At 61.2% G+C, this 20,339-nt stretch carries 22 protein-coding genes; 6 read left to right on the top strand and 16 right to left on the bottom strand.

Going from position 1 to position 20,339, the window contains the following annotated elements; genetic code table 11:
- Nucleotide 1: 1 nt before the first annotated feature.
- The 9 genes from C8K61_RS14565 to C8K61_RS14525 all read right to left on the bottom strand — a co-directional run bounded on the left by C8K61_RS14565 (nt 2) and on the right by C8K61_RS14525 (nt 7,818).
- Nucleotides 2–478 carry a DoxX family protein gene (locus tag C8K61_RS14565; RefSeq protein WP_108096990.1) on the bottom strand — a complete coding sequence of 159 codons (477 nt, stop codon included), beginning with the start codon at nt 476–478 and terminating at the stop codon, nt 2–4.
- Between the two features lie 4 nt (nt 479–482).
- Nucleotides 483–1,235, bottom strand: a complete 753-nt coding sequence (locus C8K61_RS14560; RefSeq protein ID WP_108096989.1) for a DUF2063 domain-containing protein — start codon at nt 1,233–1,235, stop codon at nt 483–485.
- Entirely contained in the window at nt 1,232–2,089 is an 858-nt protein-coding gene (locus C8K61_RS14555; RefSeq protein ID WP_108096988.1) for a DUF692 domain-containing protein, read from the bottom strand. The genes C8K61_RS14560 and C8K61_RS14555 overlap by 4 nt, the downstream gene beginning before the upstream one ends.
- Before the next feature lie 19 nt (nt 2,090–2,108).
- On the bottom strand, nt 2,109–2,417 hold the full coding sequence (locus tag C8K61_RS14550; protein ID WP_108096987.1) for a DUF2282 domain-containing protein: 309 nt from the start codon (nt 2,415–2,417) through the stop codon (nt 2,109–2,111).
- A 258-nt stretch (nt 2,418–2,675) separates the two neighbouring features.
- Nucleotides 2,676–3,377 carry an ABC transporter ATP-binding protein gene (locus C8K61_RS14545; protein ID WP_108096986.1) on the bottom strand — a complete coding sequence of 234 codons (702 nt, stop codon included), beginning with the start codon at nt 3,375–3,377 and terminating at the stop codon, nt 2,676–2,678.
- Between the two features lie 3 nt (nt 3,378–3,380).
- The gene (livG, locus tag C8K61_RS14540; RefSeq protein ID WP_108096985.1) at nt 3,381–4,148 is read right to left on the bottom strand and encodes a high-affinity branched-chain amino acid ABC transporter ATP-binding protein LivG; all 768 of its coding nucleotides are present in this window, start codon (nt 4,146–4,148) and stop codon (nt 3,381–3,383) included.
- Nucleotides 4,145–5,416, bottom strand: coding sequence for a high-affinity branched-chain amino acid ABC transporter permease LivM (locus C8K61_RS14535; RefSeq protein ID WP_108096984.1), 1,272 nt, complete (start codon nt 5,414–5,416; stop codon nt 4,145–4,147). Before C8K61_RS14535 ends, livG begins: the two co-directional genes overlap by 4 nt.
- Entirely contained in the window at nt 5,413–6,336 is a 924-nt protein-coding gene (gene livH, locus C8K61_RS14530) for a high-affinity branched-chain amino acid ABC transporter permease LivH (RefSeq protein WP_108096983.1), read from the bottom strand. The genes C8K61_RS14535 and livH overlap by 4 nt, the downstream gene beginning before the upstream one ends.
- 369 nt (nt 6,337–6,705) lie before the next feature.
- Complete coding sequence (locus tag C8K61_RS14525; protein ID WP_108096982.1) at nt 6,706–7,818, bottom strand: branched-chain amino acid ABC transporter substrate-binding protein; 1,113 nt, start codon at nt 7,816–7,818, stop codon at nt 6,706–6,708.
- A gap of 347 nt (nt 7,819–8,165) precedes the next feature.
- On the opposite strand from C8K61_RS14525, the gene C8K61_RS14520 reads away from it, so the two are divergent.
- The 3 genes from C8K61_RS14520 (at nt 8,166) to C8K61_RS14510 (ending at nt 10,236) form a co-directional block, all read left to right on the top strand.
- Nucleotides 8,166–8,480 carry a DUF2288 domain-containing protein gene (locus tag C8K61_RS14520; RefSeq protein WP_108096981.1) on the top strand — a complete coding sequence of 105 codons (315 nt, stop codon included), beginning with the start codon at nt 8,166–8,168 and terminating at the stop codon, nt 8,478–8,480.
- A gap of 68 nt (nt 8,481–8,548) precedes the next feature.
- Complete coding sequence (locus C8K61_RS14515; protein ID WP_108096980.1) at nt 8,549–9,439, top strand: NAD(P)-dependent oxidoreductase; 891 nt, start codon at nt 8,549–8,551, stop codon at nt 9,437–9,439.
- Nucleotides 9,439–10,236 carry a hydroxypyruvate isomerase family protein gene (locus tag C8K61_RS14510; RefSeq protein ID WP_108096979.1) on the top strand — a complete coding sequence of 266 codons (798 nt, stop codon included), beginning with the start codon at nt 9,439–9,441 and terminating at the stop codon, nt 10,234–10,236. The genes C8K61_RS14515 and C8K61_RS14510 overlap by 1 nt, the downstream gene beginning before the upstream one ends.
- Here the strand turns inward: C8K61_RS14510 and C8K61_RS14505 are convergent.
- A complete protein-coding gene (locus C8K61_RS14505; protein WP_108096978.1) occupies nt 10,223–11,011 on the bottom strand; it encodes a siderophore-interacting protein in 789 nt (262 codons plus the stop codon). The genes C8K61_RS14510 and C8K61_RS14505 overlap by 14 nt on opposite strands.
- Entirely contained in the window at nt 11,008–11,580 is a 573-nt protein-coding gene (locus C8K61_RS14500) for a PadR family transcriptional regulator (RefSeq protein WP_108096977.1), read from the bottom strand. The genes C8K61_RS14505 and C8K61_RS14500 overlap by 4 nt, the downstream gene beginning before the upstream one ends.
- A gap of 256 nt (nt 11,581–11,836) precedes the next feature.
- Here C8K61_RS14500 and C8K61_RS14495 point away from each other — a divergent pair, with 256 nt between their 5' ends.
- Entirely contained in the window at nt 11,837–13,162 is a 1,326-nt protein-coding gene (locus C8K61_RS14495) for an MFS transporter (protein ID WP_108096976.1), read from the top strand.
- Nucleotides 13,163–13,492: 330 nt separating this feature from the next.
- On the opposite strand, the gene C8K61_RS14490 is transcribed toward C8K61_RS14495, so the two are convergent.
- Entirely contained in the window at nt 13,493–14,500 is a 1,008-nt protein-coding gene (locus C8K61_RS14490; protein WP_108096975.1) for an NADP-dependent oxidoreductase, read from the bottom strand.
- A gap of 225 nt (nt 14,501–14,725) precedes the next feature.
- Between C8K61_RS14490 and C8K61_RS14485 the strand changes: the two genes are divergently transcribed.
- Nucleotides 14,726–15,487 carry an SDR family oxidoreductase gene (locus C8K61_RS14485; protein ID WP_108096974.1) on the top strand — a complete coding sequence of 254 codons (762 nt, stop codon included), beginning with the start codon at nt 14,726–14,728 and terminating at the stop codon, nt 15,485–15,487.
- Nucleotides 15,488–15,511: 24 nt separating this feature from the next.
- Here C8K61_RS14485 and C8K61_RS14480 read toward each other — a convergent pair whose 3' ends face one another.
- Nucleotides 15,512–16,378, bottom strand: coding sequence for an aldose 1-epimerase (locus tag C8K61_RS14480; protein WP_108096973.1), 867 nt, complete (start codon nt 16,376–16,378; stop codon nt 15,512–15,514).
- A gap of 146 nt (nt 16,379–16,524) precedes the next feature.
- Here C8K61_RS14480 and C8K61_RS14475 point away from each other — a divergent pair, with 146 nt between their 5' ends.
- Entirely contained in the window at nt 16,525–17,277 is a 753-nt protein-coding gene (locus tag C8K61_RS14475; protein WP_108096972.1) for a FadR/GntR family transcriptional regulator, read from the top strand.
- 3 nt (nt 17,278–17,280) lie between these two features.
- Here C8K61_RS14475 and C8K61_RS14470 read toward each other — a convergent pair whose 3' ends face one another.
- The 3 genes from C8K61_RS14470 to C8K61_RS14460 all read right to left on the bottom strand — a co-directional run bounded on the left by C8K61_RS14470 (nt 17,281) and on the right by C8K61_RS14460 (nt 20,226).
- Nucleotides 17,281–18,189, bottom strand: coding sequence for a DMT family transporter (locus C8K61_RS14470; RefSeq protein ID WP_108096971.1), 909 nt, complete (start codon nt 18,187–18,189; stop codon nt 17,281–17,283).
- A gap of 231 nt (nt 18,190–18,420) precedes the next feature.
- On the bottom strand, nt 18,421–19,701 hold the full coding sequence (locus C8K61_RS14465; protein WP_108096970.1) for a TRAP transporter large permease: 1,281 nt from the start codon (nt 19,699–19,701) through the stop codon (nt 18,421–18,423).
- The gene (locus C8K61_RS14460) at nt 19,702–20,226 is read right to left on the bottom strand and encodes a TRAP transporter small permease (protein WP_108096969.1); all 525 of its coding nucleotides are present in this window, start codon (nt 20,224–20,226) and stop codon (nt 19,702–19,704) included. It abuts the gene before it with no gap.
- Nucleotides 20,227–20,339 lie beyond the last annotated feature (113 nt).

Below are 20,339 nucleotides of genomic sequence, written 5' to 3'. Positions count from 1 at the left end.
GCTACAGGGTTCGCGCGCCTCTGTGGCGGCGCGCCAGCAGGTGGTCGATGGACAGCACACCGGGGCCACGGGCCATCAGGTAAAGCAACACGGCGGCCCAGGTGCCGTGGGTGGGGTAGGCGTCGGGGTAGACGAACAACTGAATGGTCAGGGTCATGCCCAGCAGTGCCAGGGCGGAAAAGCGCGTGGCCAAACCCAGCAGAATCAGCACGGGAAAGAAATGCTCGTTGAAGGTGGCCAGGTACGCCGCAGTTTCCGGCGGAATCAGTGGCAGGGCGTACTCGCTGCTGAACAACGGGATGGTCGAGTCGGCCAGGTGCGGGTTGTCGAACACAAAGGTGCCACTGACCAGGTCGACGGCAAAACCCTCGACCTTGGTCTGCCCGGATTTCCAGAACACCGCGGCAATGGAAAAGCGCGCGATAAAGGCGATCAGGCTGTGGGGGATTTTTTCGAACAGATCGTTCAGGCGGTTCATGGCGTCACTCGCAGGAGAGCGCGGTGATCGCGCCGTAATGGATAAGCAGCGCCAGGCAGGCACTGAGGTCGAAGTCGGCTGGGCAGTCGGCCGTGGCGGCGGCAAACGGCTGGCCGTTCTGGAGGTGGGTGATAAAGGCGGCACTGGCGGCATCCACAGCAATGACCAGGACATCCAGCTGATGACGCAGGACCAGGCAATGTTCCGGCTGCTCGATGACGACCTGCTCAGTCGCCCCTTCACCCTGGTGCGCTGCCCATAACGTGCGCACCGCGTAAGCCGACGACAGCACGTGCACCGAGGGGTGCAGGTGAAACACCAGGCCGGCCAGGTGCGCGCTGTCGCTGACCGCGGCCGCCAGTTGCTGGTTGCTCACCGGGTCGGCGTCCGCAGCGTGATAGGCCTGAATACGCTGGGCCTCCAGCCGGGCGACATCCGCCAGATAGGGCAGCGAACGGGCCGGCTCGAAGTCGGCGATAAAGTTCGCCAGGTCATCGCCGTAGTGCACCAACAGCCGTGAGCGCGGTGGATGCTGTTGCACATACAGCTGCGCCATGGCGCGGAAAAACTCGACGCCGACCAAGGCTTGCACCACCGGGTAGCTGTCGGCCAGGGCATTGATCAGCGAACTCAGCACATTGTTGCGGTACACGGCAAACCGCGCCGCCGGGTCGGAGCCATTGCCGGTGTGCAAGCCGCCGGGCGTGCTGGGCTCAATGCCGAGCAGGGCATGCTGGAAATCGGCTTGCAGGCTCACGGCGCGAGCACCCGTTCGGCCAACTCGGCTTCGGCGAGTAACTGAGGCAGGGGCGGAACATCGTTGTCCCATTCGATTAGCGTCGGCAGCGGGCCCAGTTGGTCGATGATTTGTGCATAGAGCGCCCACACGGCGTTATCCACCGGCGCGCCATGGCTGTCGATGAGCAGGCGGGCGCCGAGGCTGTCCTGGTCTTCGGCAAAACCGGCCAGGTGAATCTGCTGCACGGCGGCCAACGGCAATGCCTGCAGATAGGCCTGCACGTCGCGCTGGTGATTGACGCAGGAGATGTACAGGTTGTTGACGTCCAGCAGCAGGCCGCAGCCGGTACGTTGCACCACCTCACGGATAAACTGCGCCTCGCCCAGGCTGGAGTGGCTGAACTCGACATAGGTGGCCGGGTTCTCCAGCAGCATCGGGCGTTTGAGGAAGGACTGAGTCTGATCGATGTGTTGGCAGACCCGCTCCAGCGTCGGCCGGTCGTAAGCCACTGGCAGCAGGTCATTCAGGTACGTCGGGCCGTGGCTGGACCAGGCCAGGTGCTCGGAAAAAACCGCGGGCTGGTAGCGTTCCAGCAGCGCCGCCAGACGTTGCAGGTGCTGCTGGTCGAGCGGCTCTTCGCCGCCAATTGACAAGCCAACCCCATGCAGCGACAGCGGGTAGTGCTGGCGAATCTGCCCGAGGTAATGGTGAAAGGGGCCACCGGCGACCATGTAGTTTTCCGCATGGATTTCAAAAAAACCAATGCTCGGCCGGCTGGCCAGAATGTCTTGGTAATGCTGGGATTTCAGGCCCAGGCCAGCACGCGCTGGCAGGCCGGCAGGGGACGCACGAAGGGGCAAGGGCTGGTTCATGGTCGTGCGTCCCGACGGCTCAGGCTTTTTCTTTGAAGGCAGCCAGTTGGCCAAAGCCGGTCGGCGAGGTCGGGCTGGCGGTTTTTTCACAGGTGCCCTTAGGTACCAGTTTCCAGGCGTTGCCCTGGAAGTCTTTCGCGGAGGTGCCCGCGCAGGTGGTGCCGGCGCCCGCGGCGCAATCGTTTTTGCCTTTCATCGCTACGCCAAAACACTTGTCGTTTTTGTCGTCGGCGGCATGGGCCACCATCGGCGCGGAGGCAATGCTCAGGGCGCTGCCCAAGGCCAGGGCGAGGGCGGCGGTGTGCAGGGGACGGTTGTTCTTGTTCATGGCGTTCTCTCTATTCATTGAAGGAGCAGGTCATGGCTGCCTGCTTAGTGAAGTAGAGAAATGAGGCGAGTAGTTGTTACAGCGTGCGCGGAAAGTTTTTCCGTAGGAGCGGCTTTAGCCGCGATTGGTCGGGCCTGGAAACGCAAAGATCAAAAAGCATCGCGGCTGATCGGAATACCGCCCAGCCGCTCCTACAGGGGTTGTTTTTCAGGCATAAAAAAGCCCCGCATGACGGGGCTCTCGTAGGGGGGGCTGGTATCAACCGCCGAGGTAGGCGTCGCGAACCTTTGGGTCAGTGAGAAGGGCTTCACCAGTTCCCTGCATCACCACATGCCCGTTCTCAAGCACATACGCACGGTCAGCAATCTTCAACGCCTGGTTGGCGTTCTGCTCGACCAGGAACACCGTCACGCCATCTTTGCGCAGCTGTTCGATGATCTGAAAGATCTGCTGGATGATGATCGGTGCCAGGCCCAGGGACGGCTCGTCGAGCAGCAGCAGTTGCGGCTTGCTCATCAGCGCACGGCCGATGGCGAGCATCTGCTGTTCGCCGCCGGACATGGTGCCGCCGCGCTGGTTGTAGCGCTCCTTCAAGCGCGGGAACAGGTGCAAGACCTTGTCCAGTTGCTCTTGGTAGTCGCCCTTGTCGGTGAAGAAGCCGCCCATGGCCAGGTTCTCTTCCACGGTCAGGCGGGCAAAGATGCGGCGGCCTTCGGGCACCACCGCGATGCTTTTACGCATGATCTCGCTGGACTCCAGCCCGACCAGCTCTTCGCCCTGATAGCGGATGCTGCCTTTGGCCGCGCGCGGCGAACCGCAGAGGGTCATCAGCAGGGTCGACTTGCCGGCACCGTTGGCGCCGATCAGGGTGACGATCTCGCCCTTGTGCACTTCCACGTTGACGTTATGCAGCGCCTGGATCTTGCCGTAGAAGGTGGAAACGTTATCGAAATACAGCATGAGTTACGCCTCCCCCAGATAGGCTTTGATCACATCCGGATTGTCGCGAATCTGCTCCGGTGTGCCGTCGGCCAGGGGCGTGCCCTGGTTGATCACCACGATGTGGTCGGAAATGCTCATCACCAGCTTCATGTCGTGTTCGATCAGTAGCACGGTGACGTTGTATTCATCGCGCAGCACGCCGATCAGCTGTTTCAGCTCTTCGGTTTCGTTCGGGTTGAGACCCGCCGCCGGCTCGTCGAGCATCAGCAGGCGTGGGCGGGTCATCATGCAGCGAGCGATTTCCAGGCGGCGTTGCTGGCCGTAGGCGAGGGTGCCGGCCGGGCGGTTGGCGACGTCGGTGAGGTTGACCTTGTCCAGCCAGTGCGCGGCGAACTCCATGGCATCGCGCTCGCTTTTGCGGAACGCCGGGGTCTTGAACAGACCTGCCAGGAAGTTGGTGTTGATGTGCCGGTGCTGGGCGATCAGCAGGTTTTCGATGGCGGTCATGTCCTTGAACAGGCGCACGTTCTGGAAGGTCCGCACCACGCCCTTGCGGGCGATCTCGTGGCCAGCCAGGCCCTGAATCGCTTCACCGTCGAGCAGCACGGTGCCGGATGTGGGCTTGTAGAAACCGGTCAGGCAGTTGAACACCGTGGTCTTGCCGGCGCCGTTCGGGCCGATCATCGACACCACCTGTTTTTCCTGCACGGTCAGGCCCACACCATTAACGGCCAACAGACCGCCGAAGCGCATGCACAGGCCGCTTACTTCAAGAATCGGGCGGCTCATTGCTTCAACTCCAGGTGAGGGCGCTGCATGGGCAAGAAGCCCTGTGGACGCCAGATCATCATGAACACCATCAGGGCACCGAACAGCAACATGCGGTACTCGCTGAAGTTACGCATCAGCTCCGGCAGCAGGATCATCACGATGGCGGCCAGAATCACCCCCAACTGCGAACCCAGGCCGCCGAGCACGACGATGGCGAGGATGGTCGCCGACTCCAGGAAGGTGAACGACTCCGGGGTGATCAGGCCTTGGCGGGCGGCGAAGAAGCTGCCAGCAAAACCGGCGAAGCAGGCGCCCAGGGTGAAGGCCGATAGCTTGATCACGGTGGGATTCATGCCCAGCGCGCGGCAGGCGATTTCGTCTTCACGCAGCGCTTCCCAGGCACGCCCGATCGGCATGCGCAGCAGGCGGTTGATCACAAACAAGGCCAGCAACACCAGCAGCAGGGCGACCAGGTACAGGAAGATCACCTTGTAGATCGAGTTGTAGGCAATGCCGAAGTACTCGTGGAAGGTTTGCAGGCCTTCCGCCGCCTTGCGCTCGAAGCTCAGGCCGAACAGGGTCGGTTTGTCGATGTTGCTGATGCCGTTCGGGCCACCGGTGAGCTCGGTGAGGTTACGCAGCAGAATGCGGATGATCTCGCCGAAACCCAGGGTAACGATGGCCAGGTAGTCGCCACGCAGGCGCAATACCGGGAAGCCCAGCAGGAAGCCGAACAGCGCCGCCATCAGGCCGGCAATCGGCAGGCACAGCCAGAAACCGAAACCGTAGTAGTGCGAGAGCAGGGCATAGCTGTAGGCGCCGACGGCGTAGAAGCCGACGTAACCCAGGTCCAGCAGACCGGCCAGGCCGACCACGATGTTCAGGCCCAGGCCGAGCATCACGTAGATCAGGATCAGGGTGGCGATATCCACCGCGCCGCGCGAACCGAAGAACGGCCACACCAGCGCCACCACCACCAGCGCCAGCACGAACCAGCGCTGGGTCGACGGCAGGGTGAGGAAGTTGGTCGCCGAGGACGGCACGCCTGGCACTTTGGGCAGCGCACTCAGGGCCTGGTCGAACTGGCTGCGAAACAGCTGCCAGACGAACATGGCGATTGCGCAACCGAAGATGGTCCACAGAGTCGGCGCGCTGGCACCGTGCACTTCCAGCTGGATGCCGACGATGTTCAGCTTCAGGCCGAGAATCGGGTAAGCCACGGCCAGCACCAGCAGGGCGCTGAAAAACGCCGTTTTGAGCTGCTTGGCGGTAATTGAGGTGCTCATACTTTTTCAACCTCCGGGCGACCGAGAATGCCGGTCGGGCGGAACAACAGCACCAGCACCAACAGGCTGAACGCCACCACGTCTTTGTACTGGTCGCCGAAGATATCGGCGCCAAAGGCTTCGGCTACGCCCAGCACCAGGCCACCCAGCATGGCGCCGGGAATGCTGCCGATGCCGCCGAGTACCGCGGCGGTGAACGCCTTGATGCCGGCGAGGAAGCCCAGGTTGGGGTTGATCACCCCGTATTGCATGCCCAACAACACCGCCGCGACGGCCGCCAGGGTGGCGCCGATGACGAAGGTCAGGGCAATGATGTTGTTGGTGTTGATGCCCAGCAGGTTGGCCATCTTGATGTCCTCGGCGCAGGCGCGGCAGGCGCGGCCCAGGCGGGAACGGGAGATGAACAGGGTCAGGCCGAGCATCACCAGGAAGGTGACGACGAAGATCAGCACCTGCATGTAGGAGATCACCACACCATTCATGGTGCTCTCGCCAAACACGAAGTTGCCGGGGATCAGGTTGGGAATCGCTTTGTCTTTGGAGTTCTGCGCGAGGAGTACCTCGTTCTGCAGAAATATCGACATACCGATTGCCGAAATCAGCGGGATCAAACGGTTGCTGCCACGCAGCGGTCGGTAGGCGACCCGTTCAATACTGTAGCCATAGGCACTGGCGACAATGATGGTGGCTGCGAAGGCCGCGATCAGAATGATCGGCAGGCTGTCGAGGCCGAGCATGGTCAGACCGGCGATCACCAGGAAGGCGACGTAGGAACCGATCATGTACACCTCGCCGTGGGCGAAGTTGATCATGCCGATAATGCCGTACACCATCGTGTAGCCGATGGCGATCAAGGCGTAGGTGCTGCCAATGGTCAAGCCATTAACCAGCTGCTGTAAGAAATGGTAGATGTCAGGCATCAAAACTCTCCTGAAAACTTACAAAACCTGTTGCGTGACTCGATAGCTGCGTCAGGTCGACGATTGCGCCATGCAGGGCCTGTAGGGGCTGCATCCCACCGGGGGGGACTGTCAGCTGTGGTTCGCAGCAGGACAGGGGTACTCAATCGCTTCCATCACGAAGCACGCCTTGTGCTTCGCCCCTCGCGGGGCCGGCTCGCGCCGTTCAGACCTGCCTGGGCGGGTCCGCCTTGCTATATAGCTTGGGAATGGGGTTTTGAAAGCTTTCGCGTGGGTGCCGCTCGTAGCTTATGGCTGAGCGTGGACCCGTTTACCTCTTAAAACAAAGCCCACTGCACATGCAGTGGGCTTCGGGTTGCGGCTCGAAACTTACTTAGCTTCGGTTTTGGTGCCGTCAGCGTGCCAGTCGTAGACCACGAAGCTGAAGTCTTTCAGATCGCCTTTGGCGTCGAAGCTCAGGTCACCGGTCGGGGTGGCGAAGGTGTTGGCGCGCAGGGCGGCAGCAACCTTGGCAGTGTCGGTGTCACCGGCTTTCTTGATGCCTTCGGCAATCACTTGTACCGCGGCGTAAGCCGGGAACACGAAAGGACCGCTCGGGTCTTCTTTCTTGGCTTTGAAGGCTTCAACCAGCGCCTGGTTTTTCGGGTCCTGGTCGAACGACTTCGGCAGGGTTACCAGCAGGCCTTCGGAAGCCGGGCCAGCGATGGCCGACAGCTCTTTGTTACCCACGCCTTCTGGGCCCATGTAACGAACTTTCAGGCCTTTCTCAGCCGACTGACGCAGCAGCAGGCCGAGTTCCGGGTGGTAGCCGCCGTAGTACACGAAGTCGACGTTGGCTTGTTTCAGTTTGGAGATCATCGCCGAGAAGTCTTTGTCGCCGGCATTGATGCCTTCGAACAGGGCTACTTTCACGCCTTTGGCTTCCAGGGTCTGCTTGACCGCGGTAGCGATGCCTTCGCCGTACTGCTGCTTGTCGTGGATAACAGCAACGGTTTTCGGCTTGATGTGGTCAGCAATGAAGTTGCCGGCGGTTGGGCCTTGCAGGCTGTCCAGACCGATGGTGCGGAATACCAGCTGGTAGCCACGAGCGGTGATTTCCGGGCTGGTGGACGCCGCGGTGATCATCAGGATGCCTTCATCTTCATAGATGTCGGAAGCCGGCTGAGTGGAGCTGGAGCACAGGTGGCCAACCACGAACTTGACTTCGTCGTTGACGATTTTGTTGGCCACGGCAACGGCTTGTTTCGGGTCGCAAGCGTCGTCGTACACAACGCCTTCGAGCTGCTGGCCGTTTACACCGCCAGCCTTGTTGATTTGTTCGATAGCCATTTTGGCGCCGATGAACTGCATCTCGCCGTATTGAGCGACAGCGCCGGTAACCGGGCCAGCCAGGCCGATCTTGATGGTGTCAGCTGCTAGTGAATAGCTGGCGACGCCGGCCATAGCCATGGCAGCAAACAGTTGCTTAGTAGCCTTGTTCATAGTGCTCCACTCTTATGTTTTTTCGTTTTTTATAAGACCCACGTGCGCAAGGTGCGCAAGTGGACATGCCCTGTTGGTCTAAGTTGCGGGGCCGAAATGAAATTCCCGGCCACAGTCCCTGGCAACTTTAACGGCGGAGTTTAGAGTGCCGATTTATGCCTTGAAAAGCGGCGACTGATGCCGTCTGTAAGCAATGTCGCTAAATCGCAATAAACGTATAGAAAAACGGCGTGCCGCTGTGGGCGGTTTGTACGTCAGGCGGCGCTTGTTTCATTGTGGTGCGCCGCTATCATGGCCGCCCCGAACGGTGGACCACCTTTTACATTTTGTCGAACAAAGAGCCCGCGATGACCGACGCCATCAACCCCCTTTACGCCAATCCACTCTATGCGAAGTTGCTGGGTGAAACCGCTGCTATTACCTGGCAGGAACTGCAGCCGTTCTTCGCCCGTGGCGCCTTGCTGTGGGTGACGCCGGGCATGGACCTGGTTGAGGTTGCCATGGCCGTGGCTGAAGACAACGGCGGCCAGGTCGGCGAATGGCTGCAAAGCGCCGCCATCAGCAAAGTGGAAGCCAGCCTGGCCGAAGACCTGCTGGCCCGCGACCCGCAGTTGTGGGCGGTGGTGGTGGCGCCCTGGGTGCTGATTCAAGAGCGGCCCTAACCGGCCCCGTCCTACGAATCAGCGTTGGGGGCTAAGATGGCGTCATTCTGACGTGTATGGAGCCCTTGATGAACGCCGCCCTCCCTTCTATCGCATTCGCCGGCATCGGCCTGATGGGCCTGCCCATGTGCCAGCGCCTGTTGGCCGCCGGCTATCCGCTCACCGTATGGAACCGCTCGCCGGACAAATGCGCGCCGCTGCTAGCCGCTGGTGCCCGTCAGGTCGCCACCCCCGCGGAGCTGTGCGCCCATGCCGACGTGGTGATGCTGTGCCTGGCCGACACCCGCGTCGTGCGCAAAGTGGTGTTCGGTGAGCAGGGTGTAGTGGAAGGGGCGAAAGCCGGCCAACTGCTGGTGGACTTTTCCAGCCTGGAACCTGCCGCCACCCGCGAAATGGCCGCCGAGCTGGAAAGCCGCAGCGGCATGCATTGGCTCGATACCCCGGTATCCGGTGGCGTGGCCGGTGCCCAGGGCGGCACCTTGGCGATCATGGCTGGTGGTCGTGAAGATGACATCGAGCAGGTGCGACCGATCCTGATGAACCTCGGCCAACGTCTGACGCGCATGGGCGCGGTGGGGGCCGGGCAGGTGACCAAGGTGTGCAACCAGATGATCGTTGCCTGCAACGCCCTGGTGATCGCCGAAGTGGTGGCCCTGGCGGAGAAATCTGGCGTCGATGCCAGCCTGCTGGCGCCAGCCTTGGCCGGTGGTTTCGCTGATTCCAAGCCGCTGCAGATCCTCGCCCCGCAAATGGCTGAGAGCCATTTCGAACCGATCAAATGGCATGTGCGCACCTTGCTCAAAGACCTCGATACCGCCGTGAAACTGGCCCGCGAGCATGACTCCAGCACTCCCGTCAGCGCCCTGGCGGCGCAGTTGATGCGCTTGCATGGCAGCAACGTCGGCAACCTTGAGCGCGACCCGGCCACTCTGATCGAGCTGTACCGGGAGAAGCATTAATGAAGCTGGCGGCCAATATCTCCCTGCTGTTTACCGAACTGCCCCTGCTGCAGCGCATTGCCGCCGCAGCCGCCGCCGGTTTTACTGCGGTGGAGGTGCAATACCCCTACGAGGTGCCGGCGATCCAGTTCAAGGAAGCGTTGGCCGCTGCGGGTCTGCCGCTGGTGCTGCTGAATATCGCCGCGCCCGACCTGGCCGCCGGCGGACCCGGCCTTGCGGCGGTGCCGGCGCGACAGGAGCAGTTTGACCAGGCCTTGCAGGAAGCGCTGACCTATGCGGCGATGGTCCGCCCGCAGTTCGTCAACGTGTTGCCGGGACGCCTAGCCGAGGGCGTCAGCCGCGAGCAGGCGCTGGCGACGTTGGCTGCCAACGTACGGCGCGCGGCTAAGGAGTTTCAGCTGTTGGGCATCAAGGTGCTGAGCGAGGCGATCAACCCGCTGGATATGCCGGGCTTTCTGATCAATACGCCGGAACATCTGCTGGCGCTGATCGAGGCCGTGGACCATGCCAACTTCGCCGCGCAACTGGACCTTTATCACATGGCCCGTCAGGGCCTGGATCTGCCACGAGCGATTGCCGCCCTGGCGGGCCACATCGGCCATGTGCAGTTCGCCGATTGCCCCGGGCGCAACCAGCCTGGAACCGGCAGTGTGGATTTTGCCGGCGCCATTCAGGCGTTGCGTGGGGCGGGTTACAGCGGCTGGTTGGCGGCGGAATATCGGCCCTCCACCAATACCCAGGGATCCCTGGGTTGGCTGGCCGAATGGCGGGATGCCGGGTGGATCAGTCCTCGCTAGTCTCGTCGAGCTTCCAGTAGCCGGCAGCTTTGAAGAAGTCTTCGTTGACGCCGAAGTCGTCCAGCAACACACGACGAATTCGCCGCGAGGTAGCCGACTCTGCAGCGACCCAGGTGTACAGCGAGCCACCCGGTAGGCTGCCAAGGGCTTTTACGCCGCTGAGCAGGTCTTGCCCGGCCTCGCGGTGCAGCCACTGTATCTCGACATTGGCCGCACTCTGCAGGGTTTGCTGCTCGGCGGCGTTTGGCACTTCTATCAACGCCAACACCTGCCGGCTGGCCGGCAATTCTTCCAGGCGGCGGGCGATGGCGGGTAGGGCGGTTTCATCGCCAATCAGCAAGTAGCTGTCAAAGATATCCGGCACGATCATGGAACCGCGCGGGCCGCCTATATAAAAGGGTTGGCCAGATGTCACCTGTTCCGCCCAGGTCGATGCCGGGCCGTCGCCGTGGAGCACGAAGTCGATATCCAGTTCATTTGCAGCGGCGTCGTAGCGGCGCGGCGTGTAGTCGCGCATGGCTGGTTTAGGACCGTCGTCGTTGCCCTTGCCACCAAACTGCATGCTTTCCAACGCCGCTTGCTCTTCGGCGTTTTGCGCGAAGAAACACTTGATATGGTCGTCGCTGCCCAGGCTGATAAAGCCGGCGAGCTCGGGCCCGCCCAAGGTGACGCGGCGCATATGGGGGGTGATATCGGTAACCCGTAGCACCTCCAGACGACGACGTTTGATTTCATGCATGACGCGGTGAATGCCCATCGGGTTGGCGGTTGTCATTGCGCAGTCTCCTGGGTGGCGATAGGGCCGGCCGCGATGGCCGTGGCGGCGGCGTTCAGCAGGTCGCGCACGCGGATGATCTCCGCCTCGCTCCACTGCCCGTGGTGCAGTTGCAAGGCATGGCGCAGGTTGTGCACCGCCTCGTGAATCGGGGCCGGGCGGTCATGGCCGCGCAGCGAGCGTTTGCTTACTTCCAGGCGTACCTTCAGGCCCTCCAGGGCCACCTGTTGCTCGGCCAAAGAGGCCTGGCCAGCAGCGGTGACGCTGTAGAGTTTTTTGCCGTTCTGCGCGTCGCCGCTAATCAGGTCGCTTTCTTCGAGAAAGGTCAGGGTCGGGTAGATCACCCCTGGGCTCGGGGCATAGGCGCCTTCGAACATGTCTTCGATCCGGCGGATCAGGTCATAGCCATGGCTTGGCTGCTGAGCAATCAGGTCCAGCAGCAACAGCTTCAAATCGCCCGGGGCAAACACCCGCGGCCCGCGCCCGCCACGCCCACCGGGGCGGCGTTCGAACTCATCGGTTTCGCGCATGTGTGGATGGTGATGGTGAAAGTGATGGTGGTCTCGCATCGTTCTGCTCTCGTCTTGGGTTATCTAAGATATAACTTAAGATATATCTTATTGCGTGTGCAAGCCCAAATGACAAACGGTCTCAACACGTGCAGTGGGAGGTACGTCACGAGGCCCATATTCAGTTACATAAGCTTTACGAATGTTCACAGACACGGGGGACGCGAGGCTCTAGATTGCACCCTGGTGCTTTGTCCTACAGTTTTTCTGTAGAGGCCCGGCCGGTTTCATAAGAACAACAAAAGAGAATTCCGTTATGTCCAGTGCTACTCAGGCAGCCAATGCGTGGCGTGTCTTGTTCTTGCTGTTTCTCGCCAATCTGTTCAATTTCTTCGACCGCAGCATCCCCGCGATCATCATCGAACCGCTGCGCCATGAGTGGAGCCTGAGCGACCTGCAGCTCGGTCTGGTCGGTACTGCCTTCACCATCATCTATGCCATTGCCGGCGTGCCGCTGGGACGCATGGCCGACACCGGCTCGCGGCGCAAAATCATGGGCTGGGGCCTGATGGCCTGGAGCGGCCTGACTGCCGTCAACGGTTTTGTCACCGGCTTCTGGAGCTTTCTGCTGGTGCGCATGGGCGTGGGTATCGGCGAAGCCAGCTACGCGCCGGCCGCCAACTCGCTGATCGGCGACCTGTTCCCCGCCAGCAAACGTGCCCGCGCCATGGGCATTTTCATGCTTGGCCTGCCGCTCGGCTTGCTGTTGGCGTTCTTCACCATCGGCGCGATGGTCGAAGCGTTCGGCAGCTGGCGTGCGCCGTTCTTTATCGCGGCTGTGCCGGGGATGATCCTGGCGATCTTCATGTTCTTTATCCGTGAACCGCAGCGGGGCGCTGCCGAAGTGGTGCAAGTGGCGGCGGTGAAAGTCGATCGCCCGGTGCGCAAGGTGCTGAGCATTCGTACCTTCTGGTGGCTGATCGTCGCCGGCCTGTGCTTCAACTTCGCCACCTACGCCTGCAACTCCTTCATGGTGCCGATGCTGCAACGCTACTTTCTGCTGCCGTTGGGCCAGGCGGCAGTGGCAACCGGCATCATCGTCGGTGTCACTGGTTTGTTCGGGCTGACCATCGGCGGCTGGTTCGCCGACAAGGCCCACCAGAAGTCGCCCCGCGGACGCCTGTTGATGGCAGCTGCTTCGATGGTGATCGCCACGGTTGCCACCGCCTGGGCGTTGACCCTGGAAGCGGGTGAGATTGCCCTGTTCGTCGGCATTTTCAGCATCGGCTGGCTGTTCTCGTACAACTTCTACACCTGCGTCTACACCTCGATTCAGGACGTGATCGAACCTCGCCTGCGCGCTACCGCCATGGCCCTGTTCTTCGCCGGCCTGTACTTGCTCGGCGGCGGCCTCGGCCCCGTCGTGGTGGGCTGGCTGTCCGACCACTTCGCCCATTCGGCCATGTACGCCGCAGGCGCTGCGGAAATGAACGAAGCGTTCAAGGCCGTTGGCCTGCATGACGCCATGTACCTGATCCCGATAGCGATGCTGCTGACCTTGCTGGCGCTGCTGCAGGCTGCTCGTCACCTACCGAAAGATGCCTTGGCCATGCGTCAGTCCATGGCTGCCAACGCCGAATAAGGCGTTTTCCTGCCGCTCACACAAAGGCCCGCTTATGCGGGCCTTTGTGTTTCTGCCGTTAAATGAATATCGCCTGGGCCTTATATTTAAGGTCGGAGTGCTTTTTATATTCGTGGGTATGTTTTTGGATCGCCGTCCATTTCCGGCACCGGGGTCAACAGCAAAACCTACACGCCAGGTCTTTTCGCGCCTGCCGCGCGCCCAACGGTGTACCGGTGCTCGAGATCGCCAAAGTAAATTCATCTCACGGCCGGCCCCGTTAAACGGGTTGCCGGACCGTAATAAAAAAGGCCGCTCTCTAGGGACGCGGCCTTTTGCATTTCCAGTTGTTTAGCTCACCTTCAACACCAGCTTGCCAAAGTTCTCGCCACTGAACAGCTTCAGCAACGTCTCTGGGAAGGTTTCCAGCCCGTCGACAATATCTTCTTTGCTCTTCAGTTTGCCGGCCGCCATCCAGCCGCCCATTTCTTTGGCGGCGTCGGCGAATTGGCTGGCGTAGTCCATGACCACGAAGCCTTCCATACGCGCGCGGTTGACCAGCAGCGATAGGTAGTTGGCCGGGCCTTTGACGTTTTCTTTGTTGTTGTATTGGCTGATGGCGCCGCAGATAACGATGCGTGCTTTCGGCGCGATGCGGGTCAGCACAGCGTCGAGGATGTCGCCGCCGACGTTGTCGAAGTACACGTCTACGCCTTTCGGGCATTCGCGTTTCAGGGCAGCGTGCAGGTCTTCGTTTTTGTAGTCGATGACGCCGTCAAAGCCGAGCTCGTCTTTCAGCAGTTGGCACTTCTCTTTGCCGCCGGCGATGCCGACTACGCGGCAGCCTTTGATCTTGGCGATCTGGCCGACCACACTGCCCACGGCACCGGCTGCACCGGAGATCACCACGGTGTCGCCTTCTTTTGGTTGGCCGACGTCAAGGAAGGCGAAGTAGGCGGTCATGCCGGTCATGCCCAGGGCCGAGAGGTACAGCGGCAGTGGCGCGCGGTTGGGGTCGACAGGGTAGAAGCCTTTGGGCTCGCCGAGGAAGTAGTCCTGTACGCCGAGGGCGCCGTTGACGTAGGTGCCTACGGGGAATTTGTCGTTTTGCGAGGCGATCACTTTGCCGACGCCGAGCGCGCGCATCACTTCGCCGATGCCCACTGGCGGAATGTAGGACTTGGCGTCATTCATCCAACCGCGCATGGCCGGGTCGAGGGACAGGTATTCGTTTTTCACCAGAATCTGGCCGGGGCCTGGTTCGCCCACTGGGTTTTCCACGTAGCTGAAGGTGTCGCGGCTCGGGAGGCCGACTGGGCGCTGGGCGAGGAGGAATTGACGGTTGAGTTGGGTGGTCATGGTTAAACACTCATGGCAGGGAAACAGTGGTGATAGACCGCTCACCGCCCAAGGGCAAGGTTTGATCATCAGCGGAATGCAGGCTTATCCATCTGCTAAATGCCGTTGCCATCACTGCGCTGGATAACCGCTCCTCGTGACCTTTAATAGTGCTGACGCCGGCCCCGCGCGGCTGGCTAGACTTGCCGCCACAACAATTCGATACCACTAAAGAGGGATAAAGGAATGAGCATGACTTTCTCCGGCCAGGTTGCCCTGGTAACCGGTGCTGGCAACGGGATTGGCCGTGGCACGGCGCAGGCATTCGCGGCCGAAGGCCTGAAAGTAGTGGTGTCGGATGTCGATGTGGCCGGCGGTGAAGGCACTGTGCAGCTGATTCGCGATGCCGGCGGCGACGCCACGTTCATCCGTTGCGACGTGACCAAGGACGCCGAAGTGCAGGCTCTGATGGCCGGTGTGATCGACGCCTATGGCCGTCTGGATTACGCCTTCAACAACGCCGGTATCGAGATCGAGAAAGGCCGGGTGGCGGAAGGTACCGAAGCCGAGTTCGACGCCATCATGGGGGTCAACGTCAAAGGCGTGTGGCTGTGCATGAAGTACGAGCTGCCGTTGATCATGGCCCAGGGCGGTGGCGCAATCGTCAATACCGCGTCGGTGGCCGGCCTGGGTGCGGCGCCAAAGATGAGTATCTACGCCGCGTCCAAGCATGCGGTGATCGGCCTGACCAAGTCGGCGGCGATCGAATACGCGAAGAAGAAAATCCGCGTCAACGCCGTGTGCCCGGCGGTGATCGATACCGACATGTACCGTCGTGCCCACGAAGCGGATCCGACCAAGGCCAATTTTGTAGCGGCCATGCACCCGGTCGGCCGCATCGGCAAAGTCGAGGAAATCGCTGCGGCAGTGATGTACCTGTGCAGCGATAACGCCGCGTTTACCACCGGCCATTCGTTGGCCGTGGATGGCGGCTCTACCGCGATTTAACCCGTGAATACGGTCTGCTTTTTGTCACCTTAGCGGCTGGTAATGGAAGCTGAGGCTTAAAGCGGCCGTCTCGCCCTTCTCCAATAACCGCAACCCCGGCCGCCCTGGCAGGTGGTGTGCGTTCACCGGATGGCTCACCGGCTCGAAGCAAAAGAACGGTTTATCTGGCGGGCAGAACAGCAGGAAGTATTCGCTGCCGGTGGCCCGCACTTCCAATTGGTAACCGGCATCCGCTTGGGTAATCAGCGCCCGACCATCCCAGCCGGTAAAACCGTTATCCACCAGCTCATCCGGCAACCCTGCGGGCTGACGGAAATTCCATTCCGGCGGCAACGCACTTAGCTCGGTGGGCAAACGCCCTTCATCACACAGCCACACCTGATCCGCGTGCACCTGCAATTGCGTTGCAGCGGTGCGCGGCAAATACGGGTGCAAACCCAGCCCATGCCAGCAGGGTTGCTCTGCCAGGTGGGTAACTTTCAGTTCAATGCTCAACCGCCCGTTGTCGAGGCGTATGTGCTGTTCGGCGCGGTAGGCGAACGGCACCTGGCTCTCAAGCTTCAGGACCAGGCTCGAGGCGCTGTGCTCCACCACGCTCCAGGCCTGCTGCCAGGCGCTGCCATGAATCGGCAAGGGGTCGTTGCTGGCGTTGGGGCTGAGGGCCAGCCAACCCTCGGGACAATCGAAGCCGCCATTGGCAATCCGGTTGGACCAGGGCGCCAGTGGGTAACACGCCAGCTGACGAGGTCCATCGGCATCCGCCGGGCTTGGGCGCAGCAGGTTCAAGCCGTCGCTGCGCCGGGTCCAGGCCACCAGGCTGCCGCCAATCGCGGGGGCCACGGTCAGGCGGGTGAGGGCGTCTTCGATGCTGACAAGGGCGGTGCTGGTCATGGGCGTTACAACCTGTAAGAAGTGGCGCAGGTGAATGCGCGAAAGGATGTCGTTATGCCGCAGTTTTGCGGCGCCTCAAGGGGTGTCATCGTACAACCGCTGGGATATGATGGCCGCCTGCCCGTTAGCCGAGAATGACCGTCAACATGGAAATCCCAAGCCCCCAGCCACGTGTGCGCCGCAAGCATCGCAGCCTCGCCCAGGAGTTGGTGACCGAGCTGTCGCAGCAAATTCGCGATGGCCTGATCAAGCGGGGTGAAAAGCTGCCGACCGAGTCGGCGATCATGGAAGCCCAAGGCGTCAGCCGTACCGTGGTGCGTGAAGCGCTTTCGCGGTTGCAGGCCTCGGGGCTGGTGGAAACCCGTCACGGCATCGGCACCTTCGTGTTGGATACGCCGAGCCCCAGCGGCTTTCGTATTGATCCGGCGACCATTGTCACCCTGCGCGATGTGTTGGCCATTCTCGAATTCCGTATCAGTCTGGAAGTGGAGTCTGCCGGCCTGGCCGCGCAGCGCCGCACCGACGCCCAACTGCAGGCCATGCGCGATGTGCTCGACGCTCTGCGTGAAAGCGCGGCGCATTCCGGCGATGCAGTGGCCTCGGACTTCCAGTTCCACCTGCTGATTGCCGAAGCCACCGGCAATCGCTACTTCACCGACATCATGAGCCACCTGGGCACCAGCATCATTCCGCGCACGCGGATCAACTCGGCGCGCCTGGCCCATGATGATCAACGCCATTACATGGCCCGCCTGGAACGTGAGCATGAGCAGATTTTCGAAGCCATCGCCCGCCAGGATTCCGATGCCGCTCGCGCGGCCGTGCGTTTGCACCTGACCAACAGCCGCGAGCGCCTGCGCCAGGCCCACGAAGCGGCGCAGTTGGCCAACCAGGACTGACTGCTAGGCACGTCGGCGGTACGTCAACAGGACGATGCCGCTGACCACAATCAGCCCGCCAATGATCTGCCCGGCACTCAGCAACTGGTCGAGGATCAGCCAGCCAAACACCAGGCTTGCCACTGGTTCGACGTTCATCACCGGTGCGTTACGGGCCATGTCCAGTCGTGTCATGCAGACAAACAGCAGTGAAAACGCCACGCCATAAAGCACCACCAGGCAGGCGAGGGCGAGCCAGCCCTCGCTCGCTGACGGCAAGCTGACACCCCCCGGCATCACTCCGCTGGCACCTGCAATTGCCACGCTGGAAAACACGATAAGCATGGTCAACATGCTGCGCACCGTGCCTTTCATGCCAGCCAGTTTGTTGTCGGTGATCCACAGCGCCACGGCAAATACCGCGGCCGCGCCAATGCCGAACAGCACGCCCTCGGCCCATTCGATGCCATCGTCTACGCCATTCAGGCGCGCGGGCACATCCAGGGCGAATACCAGACCGAACAGAATCACCCCCATCAACAGCAGCGAACGAGGCGTGGGGCGTGCGCCGCCCAAGGCCCAGGTCAGCAGCACCAATAGAATCGGCGCGACGTTGACGATCAACAGCGCCAACGCCACGGGAATGCGCGCCACGGTGGAGTACACGCAAAAGCTCTGGGTGGCGATCAGCAGGCCCAGCGCCAACTGCCAAGGCAAGGTGCCGGCCGGCAACTTCAACGAATCACGCCGCCACCACACCAACCCGGCCAACACCAAGGTGGTGACGCCGGAGCGGCACAGAATCGCCAGGAGCAAACCGGTGTCATGGTCGAAGGCGATTCGCGCAGCGATATGGTTACCGGCAAAACAACTGGCCAGAAATGCCAGGGTCAGCACAGCGATATGACGGGGGAATAGGGCAGGGGCAGACATGACCATCCTTAGAAAAAAAGCCGCACCCAATTTAACCGGTGCGGCTAATGCTGCTTAGAAAAAAGGGCGCGCAGCGCCCTGTAAAACGCTACTTGAATGTGCACATTCGAGATCTCCTGAGCTAAGGCCAGGCAAGGCGCCCCGCAGCTTTTAAGCGCAGCGTACTGTAGTACGTGAGCATTAAAAGCGAGGACGCAACGCCGCGTGGCCGACGATCAGGTGATCGATTTCTTACAACACTACGCTCGGCAGCCACAACGAGATTGCTGGGATGTAGGTGACCGCCATCAGCACGGCAAACAGTGCCACGTAGAACGGCAGCAACGCTTTCACGGTGGCTTCGATAGTGACCTTGCCCACCGCCGCACCCACGAACAGCACCGCGCCTACCGGCGGTGTAATCAAGCCGATGCCCAGGTTCACCAGCATGATCATGCCGAAGTGCACCGGGTCGACGCCGATACCGGTGATGACCGGCAGCAGAATCGGGGTGAGGATCAGAATCAGCGGCGCCATGTCCATCACGGTGCCGAGCAACAGCAACATCACGTTGATGCACATCAGGATCACGTAACGGTTGTCCGACAGGGTCAGGAACGCGGTGGTGATCTTGGTGGGGATTTCCATCAGGGTGAGGATGTAGCCAAAGCTGGCGGCAAAGCCGATCAGGATCATCACGATGGCGATGGTCCGCCCGGCGCGGTGCATCAGCTTGGGCAGGTCGCGCCATTTGTAGTCGCGGTAGATGAACATGGTGACGAAGAACGACCACAGCACGGCAATCGCGGCCGACTCGGTGGCGGTAAAGATGCCGGACAGAATGCCGCCCAGAATGATCACCATGGCCATCAGGCCCCACAGCGCTTCAGCGGCGATTTTCAGCGCCTGGCGCATCGGGATCACTTCGCCTTTGGGGTAGTTGCGTTTGCGGGCGAAGATCATGCACAAGACCATCATCACCGCGCTGAGCAGCAGGCCCGGACCGATACCGGCAATAAACAGCGAAGCGATCGACACGCTGCCGCCAGCAGCCAGCGAGTAGAGCACCGAGTTGTGGCTAGGCGGGGTGAGTAGCGCTTGCACCGAGCCGCTCACTGTTACAGCGGTGGAGTAATCGCGCGGGTAACCGGCTTTTTCCATTTCCGGAATCAGCACCGAACCCACCGAAGCGGTATCTGCCACCGAAGAGCCCGAGATGGCGCCGAAGAAGGTCGAGGCCATGATGTTCACCAGCGACAGACCACCGCGCACAAAGCCTACACACACGCCGGCCAGGGCCACCAGACGCCGGGACATACCGCCCTCGGCCATGATTGCGCCAGCCAGGACAAAGAACGGAATCGCCAGCAGCGAGAACTTGTTCACCCCGCCCGCTACCTGAATCATCAGGGCATCGAAGGGGATATCGATCCACCAGGCACCGATCAGAGCGGAGAGGCCCAAGGCGTAGGCCACCGGCATGCCGATCAGAATCAGTACGATAAAACTGCCCAACAGTATCAGCGCATCCATTTATTTGGCCTCCATTGCTTCTTCAACGTCATAGCTCATGACGCGGCGTTTGCTTTGGTCGCCGAGGAAGAGTTTTTCCAGTACGAAAATCAGGGTGATCACGCCACCGATAGGAATCGGCAAGTAGGAGATACCCACCCGCAGCGACGGCATTTCACCGAGAAACTGGTTCCAGGTGCCGGCGCACAGCTTGGCGCCCTTGACGATCATGAACACGCAGATCAAGGCCATCAGCAGTTGCACCACCACCGCCAGAATCTGCCGCAGTGCCGGCGGCATACGTTCGGTGGCCATGCCCACGGCCATATGGGCGCCGGCGCGGTAGCTGGCGGCGGCACCAAAGAAGGTGAATACCACCATCAGCAGAATGGCGGTGGGCTCGGGCCAGCTGGAGCCGCTGCCAAGCACGTAACGGCAAAAAATGCCCCAGGGAATAATCAGGGTCATGACCAGAATCGACAGCCCGGCAATGCCGATGCAGGCGCGGTAGATCTGGTCATTGATGCGCAACAACGTGTTTCTCATGGGACTTCACCAGCGGTGTTGTTCAGAGTGATGGTCTATTTGCGGCCCTCTGTAGGCGCGGCTTCAGCCGCGATGCTGTTGAGATCACAAGCATCGCGGCTGAGCCGCTCCTA

The organism is Pseudomonas sp. GV071 (assembly GCF_003050835.1).
Lineage (GTDB): Bacteria > Pseudomonadota > Gammaproteobacteria > Pseudomonadales > Pseudomonadaceae > Aquipseudomonas.
Note: the sequence above shows the minus strand (reverse complement) of the source record. Positions and strands in the feature narration are given on the sequence as shown.